Source organism: Rhodococcus sp. YL-1 (assembly GCF_001942025.1).
GTDB classification, from domain to species: Bacteria; Actinomycetota; Actinomycetes; order Mycobacteriales; family Mycobacteriaceae; genus Rhodococcus_F; species Rhodococcus_F qingshengii.
Window position 1 is genome coordinate 4,302,757 of the sequence record NZ_CP017299.1, and the last position, 21,346, is coordinate 4,324,102.

At 63.7% G+C, this 21,346-nt stretch carries 18 protein-coding genes; 9 read left to right on the top strand and 9 right to left on the bottom strand.

Going from position 1 to position 21,346, the window contains the following annotated elements; translation table 11 throughout:
• Window positions 1–42 precede the first annotated feature (42 nt).
• The 5 genes from BH682_RS19790 to BH682_RS19810 form a co-directional block, all read right to left on the bottom strand.
• The gene (locus BH682_RS19790) at window positions 43–1,173 is read right to left on the bottom strand and encodes an acyl-CoA dehydrogenase family protein (RefSeq protein WP_030536908.1); all 1,131 of its coding nucleotides are present in this window, start codon (window positions 1,171–1,173) and stop codon (window positions 43–45) included.
• An 8-nt stretch (window positions 1,174–1,181) separates the two neighbouring features.
• Complete coding sequence (locus tag BH682_RS19795; protein ID WP_007736177.1) at window positions 1,182–2,357, bottom strand: acyl-CoA dehydrogenase family protein; 1,176 nt, start codon at window positions 2,355–2,357, stop codon at window positions 1,182–1,184.
• A gap of 107 nt (window positions 2,358–2,464) precedes the next feature.
• Window positions 2,465–2,911: a hypothetical protein gene (locus tag BH682_RS19800; protein WP_007736175.1), complete on the bottom strand. Its 447-nt coding sequence runs from the start codon at window positions 2,909–2,911 to the stop codon at window positions 2,465–2,467.
• A gap of 68 nt (window positions 2,912–2,979) precedes the next feature.
• Window positions 2,980–5,514, bottom strand: coding sequence for an ABC transporter permease (locus tag BH682_RS19805; protein WP_075833861.1), 2,535 nt, complete (start codon window positions 5,512–5,514; stop codon window positions 2,980–2,982).
• A 4-nt stretch (window positions 5,515–5,518) separates the two neighbouring features.
• Window positions 5,519–6,292, bottom strand: a complete 774-nt coding sequence (locus BH682_RS19810; RefSeq protein ID WP_003945134.1) for an ABC transporter ATP-binding protein — start codon at window positions 6,290–6,292, stop codon at window positions 5,519–5,521.
• A 262-nt stretch (window positions 6,293–6,554) separates the two neighbouring features.
• Here BH682_RS19810 and BH682_RS19815 point away from each other — a divergent pair, with 262 nt between their 5' ends.
• From BH682_RS19815 to BH682_RS19830, 4 genes are all read left to right on the top strand, one after another.
• Window positions 6,555–8,117, top strand: a complete 1,563-nt coding sequence (locus tag BH682_RS19815) for a long-chain-fatty-acid--CoA ligase (RefSeq protein ID WP_075833863.1) — start codon at window positions 6,555–6,557, stop codon at window positions 8,115–8,117.
• A 22-nt stretch (window positions 8,118–8,139) separates the two neighbouring features.
• Window positions 8,140–8,550: a YchJ family protein gene (locus BH682_RS19820; protein ID WP_075833865.1), complete on the top strand. Its 411-nt coding sequence runs from the start codon at window positions 8,140–8,142 to the stop codon at window positions 8,548–8,550.
• 56 nt (window positions 8,551–8,606) lie between these two features.
• The gene (locus tag BH682_RS19825; RefSeq protein ID WP_007736169.1) at window positions 8,607–9,203 is read left to right on the top strand and encodes an AMIN-like domain-containing (lipo)protein; all 597 of its coding nucleotides are present in this window, start codon (window positions 8,607–8,609) and stop codon (window positions 9,201–9,203) included.
• Window positions 9,204–9,295: 92 nt separating this feature from the next.
• Entirely contained in the window at window positions 9,296–11,194 is a 1,899-nt protein-coding gene (locus BH682_RS19830) for an ABC transporter ATP-binding protein (protein ID WP_054831899.1), read from the top strand.
• 101 nt (window positions 11,195–11,295) lie between these two features.
• Here BH682_RS19830 and BH682_RS19835 read toward each other — a convergent pair whose 3' ends face one another.
• Complete coding sequence (locus BH682_RS19835; RefSeq protein WP_003945121.1) at window positions 11,296–13,071, bottom strand: DEAD/DEAH box helicase; 1,776 nt, start codon at window positions 13,069–13,071, stop codon at window positions 11,296–11,298.
• Window positions 13,072–13,173: 102 nt separating this feature from the next.
• Between BH682_RS19835 and BH682_RS19840 the strand changes: the two genes are divergently transcribed.
• From BH682_RS19840 to BH682_RS19855, 4 genes are all read left to right on the top strand, one after another.
• Window positions 13,174–14,001, top strand: coding sequence for a carbon-nitrogen hydrolase family protein (locus BH682_RS19840; RefSeq protein WP_054831898.1), 828 nt, complete (start codon window positions 13,174–13,176; stop codon window positions 13,999–14,001).
• 55 nt (window positions 14,002–14,056) lie between these two features.
• Window positions 14,057–14,683 carry a phosphoribosyltransferase gene (locus BH682_RS19845; protein WP_054825881.1) on the top strand — a complete coding sequence of 209 codons (627 nt, stop codon included), beginning with the start codon at window positions 14,057–14,059 and terminating at the stop codon, window positions 14,681–14,683.
• Between the two features lie 126 nt (window positions 14,684–14,809).
• Window positions 14,810–15,508 (top strand): hypothetical protein, encoded by a 699-nt coding sequence (locus tag BH682_RS19850; RefSeq protein WP_003945151.1) that lies wholly within the window; start codon window positions 14,810–14,812, stop codon window positions 15,506–15,508.
• Window positions 15,509–15,647: 139 nt separating this feature from the next.
• A complete protein-coding gene (locus BH682_RS19855; RefSeq protein WP_003945133.1) occupies window positions 15,648–17,435 on the top strand; it encodes an AMP-dependent synthetase/ligase in 1,788 nt (595 codons plus the stop codon).
• 56 nt (window positions 17,436–17,491) lie between these two features.
• Here the strand turns inward: BH682_RS19855 and BH682_RS19860 are convergent, their stop codons facing one another.
• From BH682_RS19860 to BH682_RS19870, 3 genes are all read right to left on the bottom strand, one after another.
• On the bottom strand, window positions 17,492–18,478 hold the full coding sequence (locus tag BH682_RS19860; protein ID WP_223304679.1) for an NAD-dependent epimerase/dehydratase family protein: 987 nt from the start codon (window positions 18,476–18,478) through the stop codon (window positions 17,492–17,494).
• Window positions 18,479–18,565: 87 nt separating this feature from the next.
• Window positions 18,566–19,936, bottom strand: a complete 1,371-nt coding sequence (locus BH682_RS19865) for an FAD-binding oxidoreductase (protein WP_075833867.1) — start codon at window positions 19,934–19,936, stop codon at window positions 18,566–18,568.
• On the bottom strand, window positions 19,933–20,634 hold the full coding sequence (locus BH682_RS19870) for a FadR/GntR family transcriptional regulator (RefSeq protein ID WP_030536920.1): 702 nt from the start codon (window positions 20,632–20,634) through the stop codon (window positions 19,933–19,935). The genes BH682_RS19865 and BH682_RS19870 overlap by 4 nt, the downstream gene beginning before the upstream one ends.
• 92 nt (window positions 20,635–20,726) lie before the next feature.
• On the opposite strand from BH682_RS19870, the gene BH682_RS19875 reads away from it, so the two are divergent.
• A complete protein-coding gene (locus tag BH682_RS19875) occupies window positions 20,727–21,344 on the top strand; it encodes a cysteine hydrolase family protein (RefSeq protein ID WP_030536921.1) in 618 nt (205 codons plus the stop codon).
• The last annotated feature ends 2 nt before the right edge of the window (window positions 21,345–21,346 follow it).

Consider the following 21,346-nt stretch of genomic DNA (forward strand, 5'->3'; position numbering starts at 1 on the left):
ATCCTTGGAACGGAATGCGGCCCCTTCGTCGTTCGTGAAAGATCAGACCACGCTGACCATCTCGTGATCAGCCACACCGGCGGCCAACACCCGAAGGTGATCTTCGGTGCTGCCGAGGGTGTGCTCGATGGCGACGAGTCGGCTCACGTAGTGCCCCACCGGGTACTCTGCGGTCATACCGATACCACCATGCATCTGGATCGCCTCCTGGCCGATGAGCCGAGCCGAACGCCCGATCTGCAACTTCACCCGCGAAGCGATCACTGGATCGACGACGCCGTCGGCAAGGGACATCGTTGCGTACAGACTCATGCTGCGTGCCAACTCGAGCGAGACGTACAGGTCGGCGGCGCGGTGTGTCAGTGTCTGGAACTTTGCGAGGGGAACCCCGAATTGCTTACGCGTCTTGAGGTATTCGGTGGTCAGGCGTAGCGCCTCTTCCATCGCTCCGACAGCCTCGGCGCACAGCGCGGCCTGCTCACGGATCTGCGCGGCCTGGATCAGAGCAGTAGCGTCACCGCCCTCACCGAGTGCTTCGGCCGGCGTATCGGTGAACTCGATCTGCGCCCCGCGCAACCCGTCGTGAGTGGCGTAGGACTTGCGTACCAAACCGGAGGCATCGCTCTTGACGAGGAACAGTCCGACGCCACCGCCGGGGAGCGCAGCGCTCACGACCAAGATGTCCGCCGTCGCGCCGTGGCCGACGGGATTCTTGATACCGGTGATGGTCCAGCCGCCGTCGACCTGCGCCGCCGCGGTGGCCCGTTCGGTTGCCGGCCAACGGATTCCGGGTTCCTGATCGGCGAACGCGAGGAACGTGGTGCCCTCGGCCACTCCGGGAAGAATCGACGAGCGCTGCTCTGCACTGCCACCTTCGGAGATGAGGCCGCCCGGCGTCACGACCGCGTCGAGTAGCGGCTCGGGTGCCAAGCGTCGACCGATCTCGGTCATGACGGCGCCGATTTCCACTGGGCCGGCGTCCATGCCGCCGTCGTCCTCGGAGAATGTCAGGCCGAGCAAGCCGACCTCGGCCAACTGCTTCCAGACCTGCGGGCTCCACCCGGGATCGGAGTCGATGATCGCGTTGCGCTTCTCGGCGTCGTAGCTACGCGCGAGGAGATCCTTGGTGGTGTCGCGGAGAAGTTTTTGTTCGTCGTTGAGTTCGAAGTCCATGCCACGCCTCACAATCCGAGGATCGAGGAGGCGATGATGCTGCGCTGCACTTCGCTCGATCCGCTGTAGATGGATACCTTGCGGTAGTTCAGGTACGTCGGGGCAGTGTGCTGTGCCCAGCTCGCGGAGGCGATGTCGCTGCCCGCGTCGTACGGCAGTGAATCAGGGCCGGCCACGTCCATCAGCAGTTCGACGCTCGCCTGCTGCAATTCGGAGCCACGAAGCTTGAGCAGCGACGACGCCGGGTTCGGCTGGCCGTCAGCGGAACTGGCGACCACCCGGAGCTGAGTGAGCTCGAGGGCAAGCAATTCGTTTTCGAGTTCGGCGAGGCGCGCAGCGAAGAGCGGATCTTCGAGCAGTGTTCCGTTACCGACCTTGACCTCGGCAGCGCGAGCCTTGGCCTGGGCCAGACGAACCTTCGAGAAACCGACGCGGGTGACACCGGTTCGCTCGTTGCCGAGCAGGAACTTGGCGTAGCCCCAGCCCTGGTTCTCTTCACCGACCAGGTTCTCTCCCGGAACGCGGACGTCCTCGAAGAACACTTCGTTGACCTCGTAGCCGCCGTCGATCAGCTTGATCGGGCGGACCGTGACGCCAGGCGTCTTCAGATCGACAAGGATGAACGAGATGCCGGCCTGACGCTTGGGCGCATCGGGATTGGTGCGCACCAGGCAGAAGATCCAGTCGGCGTACTGTCCCAGCGTCGTCCAGGTCTTCTGACCATTGATGACCCAGTCGTCGCCGTCGCGGACCGCACGGGTCTTGAGCGAAGCGAGATCGGAACCGGCCTCGGGTTCGGAGAATCCCTGGCACCACCAGATGTCGAGGTTGGCAGTCGCCGGAAGGAACTTCTCCTTCTGCTCCTGCGAGCCGAAGGCCGCGATGACCGGACCGACCATGTTGGCGTTGAACGCCAAAGGTTCGGGAACCGACGCAAGCTGCAGTTCGTCGAGCCAGATGTTGTGCTGGACCGGGGTCCAGTCCTTGCCGCCCCACTCGACCGGCCAGTGCGGTACCGCCAGACCGTGAGCGTTGAGGATCTGCTGCGCCTCGACCATACGGTCGCGCCCCAACTCCTCGCCGTGGGCGTACGCCTCCCTGATGTCCGCGGGGATTTGCGTACGGAAGAACGTCCGCATCTCGTCGCGGAACGCTAGTTCCTCGTCGGTCAATGCCAGGTTCATCGGGATTCCTTCGCACTCGAAACCGGATTCATGTTCGGTTCGACCGTACCCCGACAGCTATGGAGGCGGAACAGGTACCGCAAAAGACGGCACTCGGGGCCGACCTCCTACACGGTTTTCAGGACCAACAGGTAACCCCCGCCCGCGGCGTCGATGCTTGTTTCGACATTCAACGCGGGAGCCAGACGCGACAACCGATCGATCAGCCAATCCGACGCTTCCTGGGCGTCGTCCTTGCCGGGGCAGCGAGCGACGGCGACGCGGCCACCCTTTCGCTCGAGCTGCTCCACGACCCCGATGATCGGAGCGGGATCCACGACGAACAGCCGATCCGGCCATTCCACAACAGGTTTGACCGCACCCTTCTTGGTGTTGCATGCGCGGTGCGCCAAGCGTTCGACGCCGCCTTTGGTCTTGCCACCCTTTTTTGCGGTGTTGATGCTGTCGATACTCGGGCCGCGCGGATCATTGACGGACATGTCGGGATCGACCGGTTCGTCACACAGCCAGCAGCGCCAGGATTCACGTTCGCCGACTTCTTGAAGGGTGCTCATGTGGCAACGGTACCGTGCGCACTTTCGGCTGCTTCCGCTACCAAAAGTGCGCACGGGGGCCGAAGGCCCTACATGTCTGCAATCGCCTCCAGCGGCTTTGTCTTGGCCGCTCGGTTGGCCGGCCACAGCGCCGCCAAGACACCCACCACACCCGAGCCGATCAGCATTCCGACCACCTGACCCCACGGGATCGTGATCTTGTCGAGGCCCTGATCCGCGAGAGTGCTCACGAAGGCCCAACCGAACGCGATGCCGAGAACAACTCCGACCGCCGCGCCGTACACCGCGATGAGCACCGACTCGAGGTAGATCGTGCGTCGCATCTGTCCGCGCTGCATGCCGACAGCTCGCAGCATTCCGATTTCTCGTCGCCGCTCGACCACCGAGAGTGCCAGGGTGTTGATGATGCCCAGGATTGCGATCACGACCGCGAGTGCAAGCAGTCCGTAGAGGATCGCCAACAACGTGTTGATCTGCTGGCCCTGAGTTCCCTTGAACTCCTCACGATCCTGCACCTGGACGACGACGTACTTCTCCGTGGCCGTTTCGAGCTCGGATCGCAGCGTTGTCAGATCCGCGCCAGGCTTCGCCTTCACCAGAACCACGAAGTCCGGCAGACTCTCGGCCGGCATCAGCTTCCTGTACGCCTCGTCCGAGACGATCCACGAGCCGATCAGCTGGTTGTCCTCGAACACTCCCGCGACAACGGTCTGGTACTCGACGCTGCCAGGACCGGTCAACGTCTGGGTCGAGCCGACAGTCCAGCCCTTGTCATCCGCAGTCGACTTCGAGACGAGCATGTTGTTGCCGGTCAGATCGACCGTGCCCTCGAGGATCTTGTACTCGAGCACGCCTTCGATCGGGCCGTCGAACGAAGCGCCCTGCTCGTCCTCACCGTCGACCTTCGCACGCACTCCGTGCAACGACGTCGCGCTCTGCACGTCGGGCACTTGTCGGACGGCGTCGGCCGCACCTCGCGGCACGCCGATCGCGTTGGGACCGGTCAGGATGTAGTCGGCCGAAACACCCACGTCGACAAGAGCATTGATGCTCGCCTTGGCCGAAGAACCGAACACTCCGATGACCGTCACCAGCATCAGACCGAGAGTCAACGCGAATGCCGTTGCGGCCGTGCGACGGGGATTGCGCACCGCATTGGTACGAGCCAATCGCCCGATGGCACCGAACGGCTTGGCGAACACGGCACCGAGCGCGCCGACGATCGGCCGCGACAGCGCGGGAGCCCCGAGAAGCACCGCGATGATCAACGAGAACGCACCGAGCCCGACGATCAGCGCCGCGCCACCACCGGTACCGCGAGAGCCGAACACGAGCAGTGCCACACCGATCACGCCGAGAATCGCACCGATCAACGTCCGCACTCGCAGTGAGTCACCGGTAGAGGCGAACTCCTCACGCATGGCCGCTACCGGCGGGATCTTCGACGCACGACGAGCCGGGGCGTAAGCGCTGAGCGTCGTGACGACGACGCCGACCACCAACGCGACGATGATCGTGCGGGCACCCACCTGGAGCGGGCCTTCCGGCAGACCGACGTCGAATGTGTTGAGGAGACTGCGCAATCCGTAGGCGAGACCGATACCGCCGAGCAGACCGATGATGCTGCCGATGAGTCCGACCACGAGCGCCTCGGTGACCACCGAACGGCCGACCTGCGCTCGGCTCGCACCGATCGCACGCAGCAGCGCCAGCTCACGAAGACGCTGCGCCACGATCATCGAGAAGGTGTTGTAGATGATGAACGTTCCGACGAGCAGAGCAATCGCGCCGAACGCCAACAGGAAGTAGTTGATGAAGCTCAGCGCCGAGTCGACCTCGGCCTTGGTCTCCTCACGAACCTGGTCGCCGGTCTGCACCTTGAGATCGGGGAAAACCTGCTCGACGCGTTGCTGCAGTTCCGTCTGCGACACCCCGTCGCCCGCGACGTCGATGTACTCGACGTGTTGGCCGTCGGTGAAGAGTCCACGGGCCTGCTCGTCGGTGAAGAGCGCGCCGATGAACCCGCCGGTGTCACTGCCCGCCCCCTCGTAGATACCGGACAACGTCACGTCCACGATTCCGCGGGCCGGTGCCAGAACCTTGGCGGAGTCCCCCACCTTCAGTCCGGCTCGCTCGGCGGCGCTGGTGTTCAGCGCGACCTGACCGGTCTGCGTCGGAGGCGCGCCCTCGACGAAGGTGTCGGGTTCGGCAATCGCCTGGCCCGGCGGTAGGTAGGACTGCCCGATACTCGGCGCGCCGCCGGTCTGAACAGCGCCGCCGTCTGCGTTGATCAGGACGATCTGTCCGCTGACAGCCGGCGCCACCGCTCGGACACCGTCGACTGCGGCAAGTTTGTCGACATCCTCGACCGGAACGCCACTGGTGTTGCGCTCTTCCATCGATACCCGGACGTCGACGCCCTGGGCGGTGTTCTCGAAGATCGAATCGAAAGTCTTCTGGAGGGTGTCGGTGAAAACGAACGACCCCGCGACAAAAGCCGTGCCAAGCACCACGGAGAGAACCGTCAGCGCAAGTCGCACCTTGTGTGCCGCCAAGTTGCGCAGGGAAACCTTGCGCATCGGCGAGTTACTTACCGAAGCCATGTGCTCAAGCCCCGGCTTCCACGTTCACGACCGCCTGCGGAGCGTCCAGACGCTTCATCCGGTCGAGGACCGAATCCGCCGTAGGCTCGCGCAATTCGTCGACGATCTTGCCGTCCGCGAGGAACACCACCCGGTCGGCATACGCCGCTGCCCGCGGATCGTGCGTCACGATCACCACGGTCTGGTTGAACTCGTCGACGGCCGCCCGCAGGATCGAGAGCACCTCCCCGGAGGACTTCGAATCGAGGTTTCCGGTCGGCTCGTCGCCGAAGATGATCTCCGGCTGACCCGCCAGCGCACGCGCACACGCCACACGCTGCTGCTGACCACCCGAGAGCTCTCCCGGCCGGTGATCGAGGCGATCCCCGAGACCCAGCTTGGTCAGGACGCTGTTCAGCCAGGTCGGGTCCGCTTTGCGTCCCGCGATGTCGAGCGGCAACGTGATGTTCTCGAGCGCCGTCAGGGTCGGCACCAGGTTGAACGCCTGGAAAACGAAACCGATGCGATCGCGTCGCAATTGTGTCATCTGTTTGTCGGAAAGCGTCGTGAGTTCCGTGTCACCGATGAGAACAGAACCCGAACTGGCGGAATCCAGACCGGCGAGGCAATGCATCAGCGTCGACTTACCGGAACCGGACGGCCCCATGATCGCCGTGAACTCACCGCGGGCGAAATCTGCGGACACCGAGCTGAGGGCGTGCACCTGGGTATCTCCGGTGCCGTAGGTCTTGGACAGGCCGACTGCGCGGGCCGCGACATCCTGGGCGTGCGAACTCATGATCGCCTTTCCTGTTCACTTCGGTGCTACTTTGCGGGCGTGACGGGCGCCCGTGAAAACACGGACGCCCGCAATGGTTGGTTCCATCCTGTCGGGTGGCGGGCGCGCCCGCCATCGGGGACCACCCTGATATCTGCGGTCGAGCCGGTCAGGGTCGGGGGAATGCGACCCCTCCTGCTTGTGCGCATTGACTGGAAACAGCGATACGAAGACCGGGCGCACATTAACCTTGTGACACCAATCACACGAGAGAGGCGGCCGAATGTCCGACGCCACCGCTGGAATCATTTTCGATCGGCTAGAGCACTGGGCGACGGTCAAGCCTGATCAAGCAGCGATGACCTTCCAAGGGACCGAATTCACGTGGGCTCAGTGGCGGGACCGCATCTTGCGTATCGCCGCCGCCCTCGCCGAATCAGGCATCGGTGCCGGCGACACTGTCGCGTTCGTCGACAAGAATCATCTGTCCTGTCTCGAAGTCACCTACGCCGCCTCACTACTCGGCGCCGCGAATGTCGTTCCCAACTGGCGACTTTCGAGCGAAGAGCTGGATTACGTTCTCGCGGACTGTGGCGCTCGCATTCTGTTCGTCGGCAGCGAACTTCTCCCCCAGGTCGTCGCGATGCGAGACCGCTTGACGGCCGTCGAATCGATCTTCGCCGTCGGCGGTGAACACGACGAATTCGAGCCGTGGATCGACGAGGTCACACCGCTGCACGCCCGCCCCGAGGTGAGCCCCGATGCCACCGCTCTGGTTCTCTACAGTTCCGGGACGACCGGTCGCCCCAAGGGTGTCCAGCTCACGCATCGAAACCTGTTCGCGCACAGCAACAATGTCCTCGAAATCCTGCCGGCCCACGAGGATCACCGATTCTTGATCGCGATGCCGATGTTCCACGTCGGCGGAACGTGCTACGCCATCATGGCAATTCACACCGGTGGCCGCTGTTACTTCACGAGAGAAGCCGACGGACCGTCGATCTTCGCCGGTCTCGCCGCCGGAGCCAACATCGCCTTTCTCGTCCCACCGGTCATTGCCGGAGTCCTGGCCGCAGGCGAGCAGGCGGTCGCCGCCTTCAAAGCATTCAAACGCATCACCTACGGCGCCGCCCCCATGCCGCTCCCACTGTTGCGCGCGGCACTCGCAGCGTGGCCGGACACCGAATTCGTGCAGGTCTACGGCATGACCGAAATGGCAGGCGTCATTACCGCGTTGATGCCGGACGTTCACCGCGACGAGTCGCAGGTCGAGCGCATGGCATCGGCAGGTACGGCGATCCCCGGCGTCGAGATGCGCGTGGTGGACCCCGTCACGCTCGAGGACGTGCCCACCGGAACGACCGGTGAACTGTGGTGGCGATCCGAACAGTGCACACCCGGATACCTGGGCAAGCCTGAGGCGACGGCCGAAACGATTACCGCAGACGGGTGGCTACGTAGCGGCGACATGGGCCGCGCCGACTCCGACGGCTTCGTCTTCATCGAGGACCGCCTCAAGGACATGATCATCACCGGCGGCGAGAACGTCTACTCCCCCGAGATCGAACGAGTACTGGTGGAGCATCCGGCAATCGCCGAGGTCGCGGTCATCGGCGTTCCCGACGACCGTTGGGGTGAAACCGTCAAGGCTGTCGTGGTTCTCACTGCCGAAGCGCAGATCGACGAAGCCGAACTGATCACCTATACACAGGAACGCCTCGCAAAGTTCAAGTGCCCGACCAGTATCGACGTCGTCGAGATTCTTCCCCGCAATCCCACCGGAAAGATCCTCAAACGCGACCTCCGCAAACCGTACTGGGAGAACCGCGAACACAAACTGGTCTGAGTTCGCGTGCTGTAATGGGGCGGTGACTTCGCGCCGCCCCACCACACCCAATCCGACCGATCCGTGCCCGTGCGGCAGCGGCAACGCGTTGGCCGAATGCTGCGGCAAGTACATCAGCGGAGTAGCGCACGCACCGACCGCCGAAACCCTGATGCGTTCGCGTTACACGGCTTTCGCTGTGATGGACGACGAATATCTCACGCGGACTTGGCATCCCGACCATCGCCCAGCCCAACTCGATCTCGACCCCGACCAGAAATGGCTCCGGTTGAAGATCCTGGACACCGAACGGGGCGGGCTGTTCGATTCCGACGGCGTCGTGGAATTTCGCGCTCACTACACATTCGGACGCGAGCGGGGAATGCTCCACGAACGCAGTCGATTTGCGCGAACAGAGGGTAAGTGGCTCTACGTCGACGGCGATATCGGTTAGGTAACTCCGGGCACCGCCGCCGCGGATCCCGATAACGCGAGCCCTACGATCGAGTCATGACAACGAACCGGACGAGATCATTTGCCGCTGTCGCTGCCATCGCAGTGGGCGTGAGCCTGACTGCCTGTTCGCAGGACGCGGAGACCACTCCCACGGCAGCCACCTCGGCCGTCACCTCGACCTCGACCTCGAGTGCAGCAGCGTCGACCACAGAACCAGTCCCGACGGACAGCTCCGACAAGACGTCGGCTGCGGGCACCGAATCCAAGCTCACCGTCGTCGACATCCGAGTGGGCGAGCACGACGGATTCGATCGTGTCGTCTACGAAATGGGTGGAACCGGCACACCCGGTTGGCGCGTCAAGTACGTCGACGCGGCGACGCAGGAAGGCAGCGGTAAGCCCGTGGACATCAAGGGTGCCGCAGTGATCCAGGTCCTGATCGACGGTTCCGCATATCCCTTCGACAGCGGAGTCGAGCAGTACTCCGGCCCCAACCCGGTCCCCGGCGTCGGCGGAGTCGTGACCGAGGTCAACGGGTCCAACGTCTTCGAGGGAGTCACGCAGTCGTTCATCGGCGTGACCGAGAAGCAGCCGTTCACGGTCACGACGCTCAGCGACCCTCCTCGCGTGGTGGTCGACGTGGCCCGCTGAGGCCGCACTTGACCTGAAGTTTGGTTGAGGTTCTACCTTCGTGTCGTACCGGCCACGTAATCTTCGTGGCCGGCGACCGGAGGGGCGAAGTCATGAGTATGGAAGTCACCGCGTGGAACGCGATGTACAACGCGATGCACGCGCAAGAAGATCGGCGCCCGTTCTCGAAGGCGACACTGAAGCGGATCGCGACGTTCGCAGTTCCACAGAAACGCAACCTCAGCTGGTACCTCGTACTGAGTGTCGTCACTGCTGCGCTTGCCGTGGCAACACCTGTCCTGGCCGGGCGCGTGGTCAACGCGATAGTCGGCGGCGACGCCGTCGACGTGGTCGTCAAACTTGCCGCCCTGATCGCACTGGTTGCACTTCTCGAAGCCGCTCTGGGACTGTTGACCCGGTGGCTCTCGGCCAGCATCGGCGAAGACCTGATCCTGCATCTGCGCACCACCGTCTTCGATCACGTCCAGAAGATGCCCATCGCGTTCTTCACCAGAACTCGAACCGGAGCACTGGTCAGCCGTCTCAACAACGACGTCATCGGCGCTCAGCGCGCCTTCAGCGACACCTTGTCCGGAGTGGTCAGCAATCTGGTCACCCTGGTGATCACGCTGATCGTCATGCTCGGGATCTCCTGGCAGATCACCGTCCTCGCGCTGCTACTTCTCCCGATCTTCGTCATCCCCGCACGGCGCATGGGCGCAAAACTTGCAGCACTCAATCGTGAAGCAGCCAACCATAATTCGCTCATGAGCACCCAGATGACGGAGCGGTTCTCCGCTCCCGGCGCGACTCTGGTCAAGCTGTTCGGCCGCCCGTCGCAAGAATCTGCGGAGTTCGCGGTTCGCGCCAGGCGTGTGCGCAACATCGGAGTCCGGACCGCAATGCTGCAGTCCGTCTTCGTCACAGCGCTGACACTGGTCTCGGCCCTTGCTCTTGCCCTCGTCTACGGACTCGGCGGTTTCTACGCGCTGCGCGGACAGTTGGACGCAGGCGCCGTCGTGGCGATGGCATTGTTGTTGACGCGGCTGTACTCGCCGTTGACCGCACTGGCCAGCGCCCGGGTGGACGTCATGAGCGCCCTGGTCAGCTTCGAGCGGGTATTCGAGATTCTCGATCTGGCGCCGCTCATCACCGAGAAGCCCGATGCACGCACGGTGCCGCAGGGACCGGTGTCCGTCGAGTTCAAGAACGTCACTTTTGCATACCCATCCGCGGACAAGGTGTCTCTCGCGTCCCTGGAGGAAGTCGCGATCCTCGACACCCGCGGCGGCGAGGACGTGTTGCACGACCTGTCGTTCCGCACCGAAGCAGGACAGATGGTCGCCTTGGTCGGCACGTCCGGTGCCGGAAAGTCGACCGTGGCGCAGATGATTCCGCGCCTCTACGACATCGACTCCGGTTCGGTCGAGTTGGGCGGCGTCGACGTCCGCGACCTCAGTGCCGATTCCATCCGGGAGACCGTCGGCATGGTCACGCAGGACGGGCACCTGTTCCACGAGAGCCTTCGATCCAACCTGCTCCTTGCGCGACCGGATGCCACCGAAGAAGATCTGCGTGAGGTTCTGGAGCGCGCACGGCTCACCGACCTGGTTGCGTCGCTGCCCGACGGATTGGAGACGGTGGTGGGTGAACGCGGTTACCGCCTCTCGGGCGGCGAGCGTCAACGCCTGACCATCGCACGCCTGCTCCTGGCCCAGCCTCGCGTCGTCATCTTGGACGAGGCCACCGCGCATCTCGACTCGACGTCGGAAGCTGCGGTTCAGGAAGCACTCGGCGAAGCACTCGCCGGGCGGACGGCGGTGGTGATCGCTCACCGATTGTCGACGATCCGTTCCGCGGACCTGATCCTTGTCGTCGAGGCAGGCCAGATCGTCGAGCGCGGCAACCATGAGGAACTGCTCGCGCGCAGTGGCCGCTACGCCGAGTTGTACCGCACGCAGTTCGACACCAACGCCCGGAAGAACGGCGCCCTCGCACCGACGCCGATCTGATACCGCGCAGCGCCTTGCCCCCCACACAGAAAACAGGCGCTGTCCTCCTCGCGGAGGGCAGCGCCTGTTTCAGTCTTTATGTCAGTCGTTGAAGCTGTAGGTCAGTCGTTGTAGCGATCGCGTCCGCCACCGCGGCGGTCGTCACGTCCACCGCGATCGTCCCGGCCACCACGGTCGCCACGGCCACTCGGACGTCCCTGCGGCGGCCCGAAATCAGGCTGCAGCTGGATCAGGACGCCGGAGATGCGTGTGCGACGCAAAGCTTCGAGAGTCTCGTTGGAGAGGTCGGCCGGCAGCTCGACGATGCTGTGATCCGGGCGAATGCTGATGTGCCCGAAGTCGCTTCGACGAAGCCCACCCTCGTTGGCGATGGCACCGACGATGGCACCCGGAACGACGCGGTGACGCTTGCCGACTGCAATGCGGTACGCGGCCAGCTCCTGGCCCTCGGGCCCACGCGAGCGCGGGGCCGGGCCATCGTCGAAACGACGGGGAGGACGTGGTTCACGAGGCTCGCGCTCACGACGCGGCGGTGCCGGCGGCTCGGGAGAAAGCAAGAATGCTTCGCCGTCGCGCGACTGCAACGCCAGAGCGGCAGCGATGTCGATGAGCGGAACGTCGTGTTCCTGGTCGTAGTCCTCGATCATCTTGCGGAACATCGCGAGATTCTCCGAGGCCAGGCTCTCGGTGATGGAGTCACCGAACTTGGCCACGCGCTGGGCGTTGACGTCGTCGACACTGGGAAGCTGCATCTCCGCAAGCGGCTGACGGGTCGCCTTCTCGATGGACTTGAGCAGATGACGCTCACGCGGGGCGACGAACAGCAACGCGTCACCCTGACGACCGGCGCGGCCGGTACGACCGATGCGGTGGACGTACGACTCCGTGTCATGCGGGATGTCGTAGTTGACGACGTGGGAGATTCGATCCACGTCGAGGCCTCGAGCGGCAACGTCGGTCGCGACGAGGATGTCGAGGGCGCCGTTCTTGAGCTGACCGATGGTCCGCTCACGCTGTGCCTGGACGATGTCGCCGTTGATCGCGGCAGCCGAGTGCCCGCGGGCCCGCAGCTTCTCCGCCAGGTCTTCGGTGGCCTGCTTGGTACGGACGAAGATGATCATCGCCTCGAATGCCTCGACCTCGAGGACTCGGGTCAGTGCATCGAGCTTGCGCTGATGAGCAACCTGAATGTAGCGCTGCGTGATGTTCGAGGCGGTCGACGTCTTGGACTTGACGGTGATCTCGACCGGATTGTTCAGGTACTGCTTCGAGATCCGGCGAATCGAGCCGGGCATCGTTGCCGAGAACAGAGCGACCTGCTTGTCGCCGGGGGTGTCGCGGAGGATGCGCTCGACGTCCTCCTGGAAGCCCATCTTGAGCATCTCGTCGGCCTCGTCCAGAACGAGGTACTTGAGATTGGTCAGATCCAGGGTGCCCTTTTCGAGATGGTCGATGACACGACCAGGCGTACCGACGACGACGTGCGCACCGCGGCGCAGTCCGGACAGCTGGACGCCGTAGCTCTGGCCACCGTAGATCGGCAGGACGTTGAGTCCGGGGATGTGCGCGGAGTACTTGCCGAAGGCCTCGGCAACCTGAAGCGCCAGCTCACGCGTGGGAGCAAGCACCAGCGCCTGGGTCTGCTTGATCGACGTGTCGATCCGCGACAGGACTGGAACTGCGAAGGCTGCGGTCTTGCCGGTACCGGTCTGTGCGAGACCGACGACGTCCTTGCCTTCGAGCAGCGGCGGAATGGTGGCAGCCTGAATGGGCGAGGGCGACTCGTAGCCCACGTCTGACAGTGCCTTCAGTACCCGATCATCGATGTCGAGGTCGGCAAATGTTGGGGGTTCGGGGTCACGCTCAATATCACTCATTTGACCAGCAGTTTAGCGGATAGAGTATAGACACGACGACATACCGGGGGTGCATTTACGACAGATCCACCCTCCCAGCGGGTTTCGCCTAGCGTAGGAAGCATGACCGAAGCCACCGCAGCCACCCCCTCCCAGACCGTTGTCGCGATTGCCCAATTCGCCCCGGGGACGGACAAGAAAGCCAACCTCGAATCACTGCGATCACTGGCTTCCGATGCAGCAGCACGCGGCGCGAAAGTTGTCGTGGCGCCGGAATACTCGATGTTCACCGCACCGAAGACGGATGAGCGTTTGATCGAGTCCGCGGAGGACCTGGACGGCGAATTCGGTTCGGCGCTGGCGTCGGTCGCCGCGGAGTTCGGAATCTTCCTCGTGGCAGGAATGAACGAGCGGATCGACGACGTGAGCAGAATCTCCAACACCCTCGTCGCGATGGACCCGAACGGCGAACTGGTGGCGACCTACCGGAAACTGCATCTCTACGACGCTTTCGGTTACCAGGAGTCGGCCGTGATCCGCGCGGGCGAGATCACCGAACCGCAGACTTTCGGGTGCGACGGCCTGACCTTCGGCCTCCAGACCTGCTACGACCTGCGCTTCCCGGAAGTCACCCGGCGCATCGTCGACGTCGGCGCAGACATCTTGCTCCTGCCCGCCCAGTGGGTGCCGGGGCCGCTCAAGGAAGACCACTGGACCACTCTCGTGCGCGCCCGGGCCATCGAGAACACGATGTACATCGCAGCGGCAGATCAGAGCGCGCGCGGCGGCGCGGGTGCCAGCATGATCGTCGACCCGATGGGCGTCGTGATGTGTTCCCTTGGCGAGCAGGTCGGGGTCACCACCGCACTCGTTTCGGCTGCTCGCATCGCCGAGGTACGCGAGAAGAATCCTGCTCTCGCGCTGCGGAGGTTCACAGTCTCGTCGCGGTGACCTGCAGCGAGTAGCGTCGAACTGGTCGGGGTTCGAGCTTCTCGAGGACAACGCAGTGACCCAGTATCGGGATCGATCTTCCGCCGGCAAATTTCTGGCCGGGCGGCTCGAGACCTTGCGTATCGACAAGCCCGTCGTTCTCGGACTCCCGCGCGGCGGAGTTCCGGTCGCAGCCGAGGTGGCTGCGGCACTGAACGCTCCGCTCGACATCGTGGTGGTGCGCAAGCTCGGCAGTCCGTACAACCCGGAACTGGCGATGGGCGCCATCGGTGAGGGCGGCGTGCGGGTCCTCAACCACGACGTCATCGCAGCGGTTCGCGTCTCGAAAAGCGAACTCGTCGCCGTCGAACGCGACGAGCGAACCGAATTGGAACGGCGGGCGCATCTCCTGCGCGAGGGGCGGACCCCGGTTTCCCTCCACGGACGCACTGCGGTGATCGTCGACGACGGAATGGCTACGGGCGCGAGTGCCGCGGTTGCCTGCCGATGCGCGCGCACCGCGGGTGCTGCCTCCGTGATCGTCGCTGTCCCAGTAGCGTCCCCCGAAGCCATGAGAGTGATCGCGTGCTCCGCCGATCGGGTCGTCTGCCCCTTCGTTCCTGCCCTGTTAGGCGGCGTCGGTGCTGCATTCGAGGACTTTCATCAACTCAGCGACGACGAAGTGCTGTCCTTCCTCGCCTGAGTGCACACCTCTCCAGCCTGAGCACAGTCCAAGAGATCTCTGAGAATTTGTGATGTGTGCAACATTTCGCTCCTCGGTGCCGATAGCCCAAATGGAACAAAAAGAATTCGGCTTTCTGGAGGAACCGTGACCATCTCGACCGATACCGTCGACGCCGTCGCAGCTGCGTGCCGTGACCGCCTGGGCGACCCTTCCGCCTGGGTTGCGTCAGACGCTTATCGACAGAGCCTCGCCCTGTGCATCATCGAATCCGTTCAGTCCACGTCGGGTCACAGCGAAGTGACCGTCGTCGATCGCTACCTGGCGTACCGGAAAGCCCGCGAGGACAAACCCGTCACGGATGGCGCACGTGAACTACTCCGCACCTTCGAGGAAGCCGGCAGTTCGGACCAGTGGGCAGGCAAGATCGGCTCGTACAAGCGCCGCTACACGGCGACGGGTGTCCCGATCGAGGCACGGCACATCCAACAGGTCGCCGAGAAACTCCATCACTTGCGGATCAACAGCGTCGAGGACCTGCTGTCGGCCGCCGATTCCGACAACGCTCTCGAAGCCGTTCACCATGCCTGGGTGGACGCGTGCGGAGACGGTTCCGAAGTGACCTGGGCCCACCTGTTGATGTTGGCCGGAATTCCGCACACCGATCTGGGGACCGCTGCCGACACCTTCATCAGCGCGACACTCGGCACCACCGAGTTGCCGGGAGACACCTCGGAGATCCTTGCAGCTACTGCAGAGCAACTCGGAGTGGATCCGGACCGATTGGACTACGCAATTCGGCGGTGGCTGTCCGTGCACGGTCGCACGCTCCAACACGTCGCCTGAGTACCTGTAAACAGGCGGTCACACTAAACTGCAGGTCAGCGCCCGACCAGTTCTACCGAATAGTAACGACAGTGCAAAATGACGACTAATGTGATGCAATGCACATCAGAAATGTCAGTAGTCACTGGAGGGGTCAATAGTGCGCGAGTTCTCAGTTCCACAGTCGTTCTCAATTCCGGAGAACGTATCCATGGCCGACTCCGTGTTCCGTCACGCCGAAGAAGACCCCACATTCGTGCCGTTCAAGAGGCCGTCGAACGGTGGATGGGTCGACGTCACTGCAGCTGAATTCGCGAAGCAGGTCTCCTCAGTTGCCAAGGGCCTGATCGCTTCGGGCGTCGAGCTCGGCGACCGCGTCGCTATCCTGTCCGCGACTCGCTACGAGTGGGTCGTTCTCGACTACGCCATCTGGACTGCAGGCGGATGCACCGTCGCGATCTACGAGACCTCCTCCCCTGATCAGGCGCAGTGGATCCTCGAGGATTCAGCGACAACACTTCTGGTCGTCGAAACGGCCAAACACGCGGAGACTCACAAGGAAGTCACCGACGGCGCAGAAGCCCTCCGCGAGGTTCTTGTCATCGAGTCGGGTGCGATCGACGAGCTGTCCAGTCGCGGTTCGGCAATCACCGACGAAGAACTGCACACTCGTCGTCACCAGGTCACCGCTGCCTCGCCCGCGACCCTGATCTACACCTCCGGAACCACCGGACGCCCCAAGGGTGTCCAGCTGACGCACTCCAACTTCTACGCCGAGTCCAACGCCTGCCGCCTGGCGATGCCGGAGTCCATGGTCCCCGGCAAGAAGACTCTGATGTTCCTGCCGCTTGCCCACGTATTCGCGCGAGCGATCTCCTTCGGCGCTTTCGACGCCAAGGTCACCGTCGCCCACACGTCGGACCTGACGACGCTGCTCGAGCAGTTCGCCGGCTTCAAGCCCAACTTCATCCTCTCGGTGCCCCGCGTGTTCGAGAAGGTGTACAACTCGGCTCGCCAGAAGGCAGTCGACGGCGGTAAGGGCAGCATCTTCGACAAGGCTGCTGCCACCGCCATCGAATACAGCGAATCCCTCGAAAAGGGTGGCCCCGGACTGGCACTCAAGCTCAAGCACGCGGTATTCGACAAGCTCGTCTACTCGAAGTTGCGCGCAGCTCTGGGTGGCGAGTGCGAGCGTGCAGTCTCCGGTGGCGCAGCCCTCGGCGCGCGCCTCGGCCACTACTTCCGCGGCGTCGGCATCCCGATCTACGAGGGCTACGGACTCACGGAGACCAGCGCCGCAATCACCGTCAACACCTCGAGCGCGCAGCGCGTCGGCACCGTCGGCAAGCCGATCAACGGCCATGCAGCACGGATCGCCGAGGACGGCGAACTCCTCCTGCAGGGCCCGGTCGTGTTCGCCGGCTACTGGCACAACGAGAAGGCCACTGCCGAATCCATCGTCGACGGCTGGTTCCACACCGGCGACCTCGGCTCGATCGACAACGAGGGCTACGTCTCCATCACCGGACGCAAGAAGGAAATCATCGTCACCGCGGGCGGCAAGAACGTCGCACCGGCAGGCCTCGAAGATTCCCTGCGCGCGCACGCTCTGATCAGCCAGTGCCTCGTCGTCGGCGACGGTCAGCCGTTCATCGGTGCACTGATCACCCTCGATCCGGAGACTCTGCCCGGTTGGGTCGAGCGCAACGGCCTGCCCGCCGGCACCCCGATTGCCGATCTGGTGAAGAACGCCGACCTGATCGCCGAGATCGACTCGGCCGTTGCCGACGCGAACAAGAAGGTCTCCAACCCCGAGCAGATCAAGAAGTACACGATCCTCGAGGTCGACTTCACCCAGGAGACCGGTGAATTGACGCCGACGCTCAAGCTCAAGCGCAACATCATTCACGAAGCTCACAAGACCAAGATCAGCGACCTGTACGCCTGATCGATCGTCTTTCACGAGTCTGGCCCGGTTCGAATGCGAACCGGGCCAGACCCGTTTCACTGTCCGGCGGAGAGTAGTTCCTTTTCGATCTCGGATGGAAGGCCGTGCACCGCACGATCCTCCCGCTGAGTCGGCAGAGTTTCCCGCTGCATCCACTCCCAGGTATCGCGCACGGTGTCTTCGACGGGCCGGCACCGCAGCCCTGCTTGCCCCGCCTTGGCGGTGTCGGCTTCGAGGAAGCCCGCGAACTCACCCTCCTGCGGCACCCAACACGGAAGTTGTGTCCACGGCTGCGCTCCAGCGGCCGCCAGCCTGTCCTCGTCGATCCACACGAGTTCAGCGTCCGAACCGGTGGCAACCACGCACGCCTGGAGGAGTCCGGAGGTAGTGGTGTGGCCGGACGGGCTGATGACGTCGTATGCCCCGCTGATCCCGGCGGCCAGTCCGGACAGGACAAAGGTTGCGATGTCGCGGGCATCGACGTACTGCAACGGTCTGGTCGGCACTCCGGGAGCAACGACACGTCCGCCCGCCGCGATACGCTGCAGCCACCACGGCAACCGCCCGATGTCCTCGCGCGGGCCGAGGATCAACCCTGCCCTCGCGAGTAACGCGTCCGGGAAGGATTCCAGGACAGCGAGTTCGGCCCCGCGTTTGGCGGACGCGTAATCGCTGTAGTCATCGGAGGTCGCAGATGCGGCCACCACTGGTGAGGTCTCGTCTACGTGCAAGCCCCATTGGTAGACGGATCCACTGGAGATGTATGCGTACCGGTCGACGTGACCGAGTAAGACGCGTGCATTCTCACCGACCACTCGGGGGCTACCCGACCAGGTGTCGACGACAAGATCCCATCGACGATCACCGAGCGCATCAACCATCGCACGCTGATCGGTGCGATCCGCGAACAGGACCTCCGCTGTAGGTGGTGGCGCTCCGGTGAGCCCACGATGGAGCACTGTCACCTCCCAGCCCCGGACCAAAGCGTCATCGACGAGAGCGTGGCCGAGGAACCGTGTTCCTCCGAGCATCAACAGCTTCATGAGGGCCATCGTCACTTGAAAAGCGTCGTGCGGCAACACGTTCGTCTGGTAGCGCAATTTCCGGCGACTGAGGCACGGACGAACCGCTCAGATACCTCGTCCGGGATTGAGAATGTTCTTCGGATCGAATGCGGCCTTGACTGCAAGCATCATTTCGCGTTCGGTCTGGCCGACCATGTCCGCCATGTACGGCGCTTTGAGAACCCCGATACCGTGTTCACCGCTGATCGTTCCGCCCAACGCCAGTGCGCCGGCAACGATGTCGTCGAAAGCTCCGCGCGCACGATCCTGCGCACCCGATTCGGCAGCGTCGAACACGATGGTCGGGTGGAGATTGCCGTCGGCGGCGTGACCGAAGGTTCCGATCGTGACGCCGTGGCGATCGGCCGCTTCACGAATGCATTCCAACATGGACGGCAACGCCGGCACCGGCACCGCGACGTCGTCGAGAAGTACCGTGCCCAACGCCTCGAGAGCCGGCAAGGCCATGCGGCGCGCGGCGGTGAACTCTTCACCTTCCACCGGATCGTCGGTGTGGAAAACCTCTCGGGCCCCGGCACTTTCGCACGCCGCGGCGCAGTCCGCTGCCTCGGCGGCCGCCGACCTACCGTCGCACTGGATGAGCAGCATCGCCCCGGCCGATTCGTCCAGCCCCATCTTGGTCAGCCGATTGACGGCGCCGATGGTGACGTCGTCCATCAACTCCATCTGACACGGTTCGGCCACTGCCGACACGGCGAGGACGGCATCGATCGCGGACTCCGCGGAATCGAAGAAGGCGACCACAGTGGTCGCGGCAGTGGGCGCCGTACGCAACCGCATCGTGGCTTCGACGATGACCGCGAGAGTGCCCTCCGACCCGACGAGCAGATGTGTCAGGTCCAGCCCCGCAACGTTTTTGCGCGTCAGTGCACCGGCACGGATCACACGCCCGTCGGCGAGTACCGCCGTCAGGGCCGCAACGTGATCACCGGTGACGCCGTACTTGGCGCAACAGATGCCGCCTGCATTTGTCGCCAGATTGCCGCCGATACTCGAGATGGACCGGCTTCCCGGATCCGGTACGTACCAAAGGCCCTGCTGTGCAGCAGCTTCCGCCAGGTCACCGTTGATCACTCCGGGCTCCACCGTGGCGGTGCGCGCGGCAGGATCGATCTCGAGAATGCGATCCATGCCCGCGACGCTCAGGACGATGCATCCGTCGAGCGCATTGGCAGCGCCGGCCAACCCGGTACCCGCCCCTCGTGTCACCACCGGAACGGCGAGTTCGTGGGCCACCGTCATGACCGCAACGACGTCGTCGACCGTCTTCGCCTTGACCAGCGCGGCGGGCCTTCCGGCTGCGGTGAGCAGTGATTGATCCCGGACGTACGCACCCATTCGGTCGGGATCGGTTGTCGCCCTGTCCCCCACCGCTTTCTGCAGACGCTCGCCCAACAGATCGATACTCGTGGTCATTGTGTTCGTCCTTCGTAGAATCCGCGCACATGGCGCTCGACCAAAACGGCAGCCTCGTCAACTGCACCGCGCTCGATCGCGTCGGCGATACCCTCGTGCTCTGCCAGCAGTGCGCCGAGCGTGGCCGCCGAGTTCTCGCGCGAGTCGAGTTCACTCAGCAGGTAGCCGGCGATGCTGTCGCGGAGAACCGTCATGACCAACCCGAACGCCTTGTTCCCGCCGGCTCCGGCCAGCGCAACGTGAAAGTCGACATCGGCGTCGTGGAATGCGACCGAGTCGTCGGCAAGGGTTGCGACGCGCATCCGCTCGATCGCATCCCGGGCGCCGTTCGGCACCGCGACGACAGTGCGCAGCGCAGCAGCTTCGAGCAGCACTCGCAATTCGACAAGATCGCCCAATGGAACTGCACCCACCTGCAACGCCGTGCTGAGAGCTGTGGCCGCGGAATCGGCCGTATGCTCGTGCGTCACCCGAGGCCTGGCAGTAGAAGTGGTGTCCGCGCCGGTCAACAATCCCTGCGCTTGCAGGACACGAAGCGCCTCACGGACCGTCGATCGCCCCACCGAGAACGTCTGCGCGAGTTCCTGTTCGGTCGGCAATGCCTCGCCGACGGGAAGCGAGCCGTCGAGTATGGCAGCACGGATTCTTCCCGACACGGCAAGGCTGAGCGGCATGCGCGACAACGGAGTCGTATCCATGCCGCGACGCTACCACCCCTTGCCTGCTTGTCTGACAAACTGTTTAATTGAGGAGATTCGTGACCCGGACCACAACAGAGAAGGTGCCGACCATGACCGACAAGCTCGAATTGGATCCCGCGACCACCGCCGTCGTGCTCATCGAGTACCAGAACGACTTCACCACCGAGGGCGGTGTCCTCCACGAGGCCGTCGCACCAGTCATGGAATCGAACGGACTCCTCGCGAACACCGCCGCGCTGGTCGATGCGGCCCGGGCGGCGGGTGTCACCGTGATGCACGCACCGATCACCTTCGCCGAGGGGTACAACGAAATCACCTCGCATCCGTACGGAATCCTCAAGGGCGTCGTCGACGGAAAGGCTTTCGTGAAAGGTTCGTGGGGCGCCGCTATCGTCGACGACCTCACTCCGAAAGACGGCGACATCGTCATCGAGGGCAAGCGCGGACTCGACACTTTTGCCAGCACCAACCTCGATTTCATTCTGCGCAGCAAAGGAATTCGCACGATCCTTCTCGGCGGCTTCCTGACCAACTGCTGCGTCGAATCGACCATGCGCACCGGATACGAGAACGGTTACCGGGTCATCACACTCACCGATTGCGTGGCAGGCACTTCGGTCGCCGAACACGAGAACGCAATCACCTACGACTACCCGATGTTCTCGCACCCCGTCACGTCGAAAGAGGTGCTCGGCGCGCTCTCCTGAGA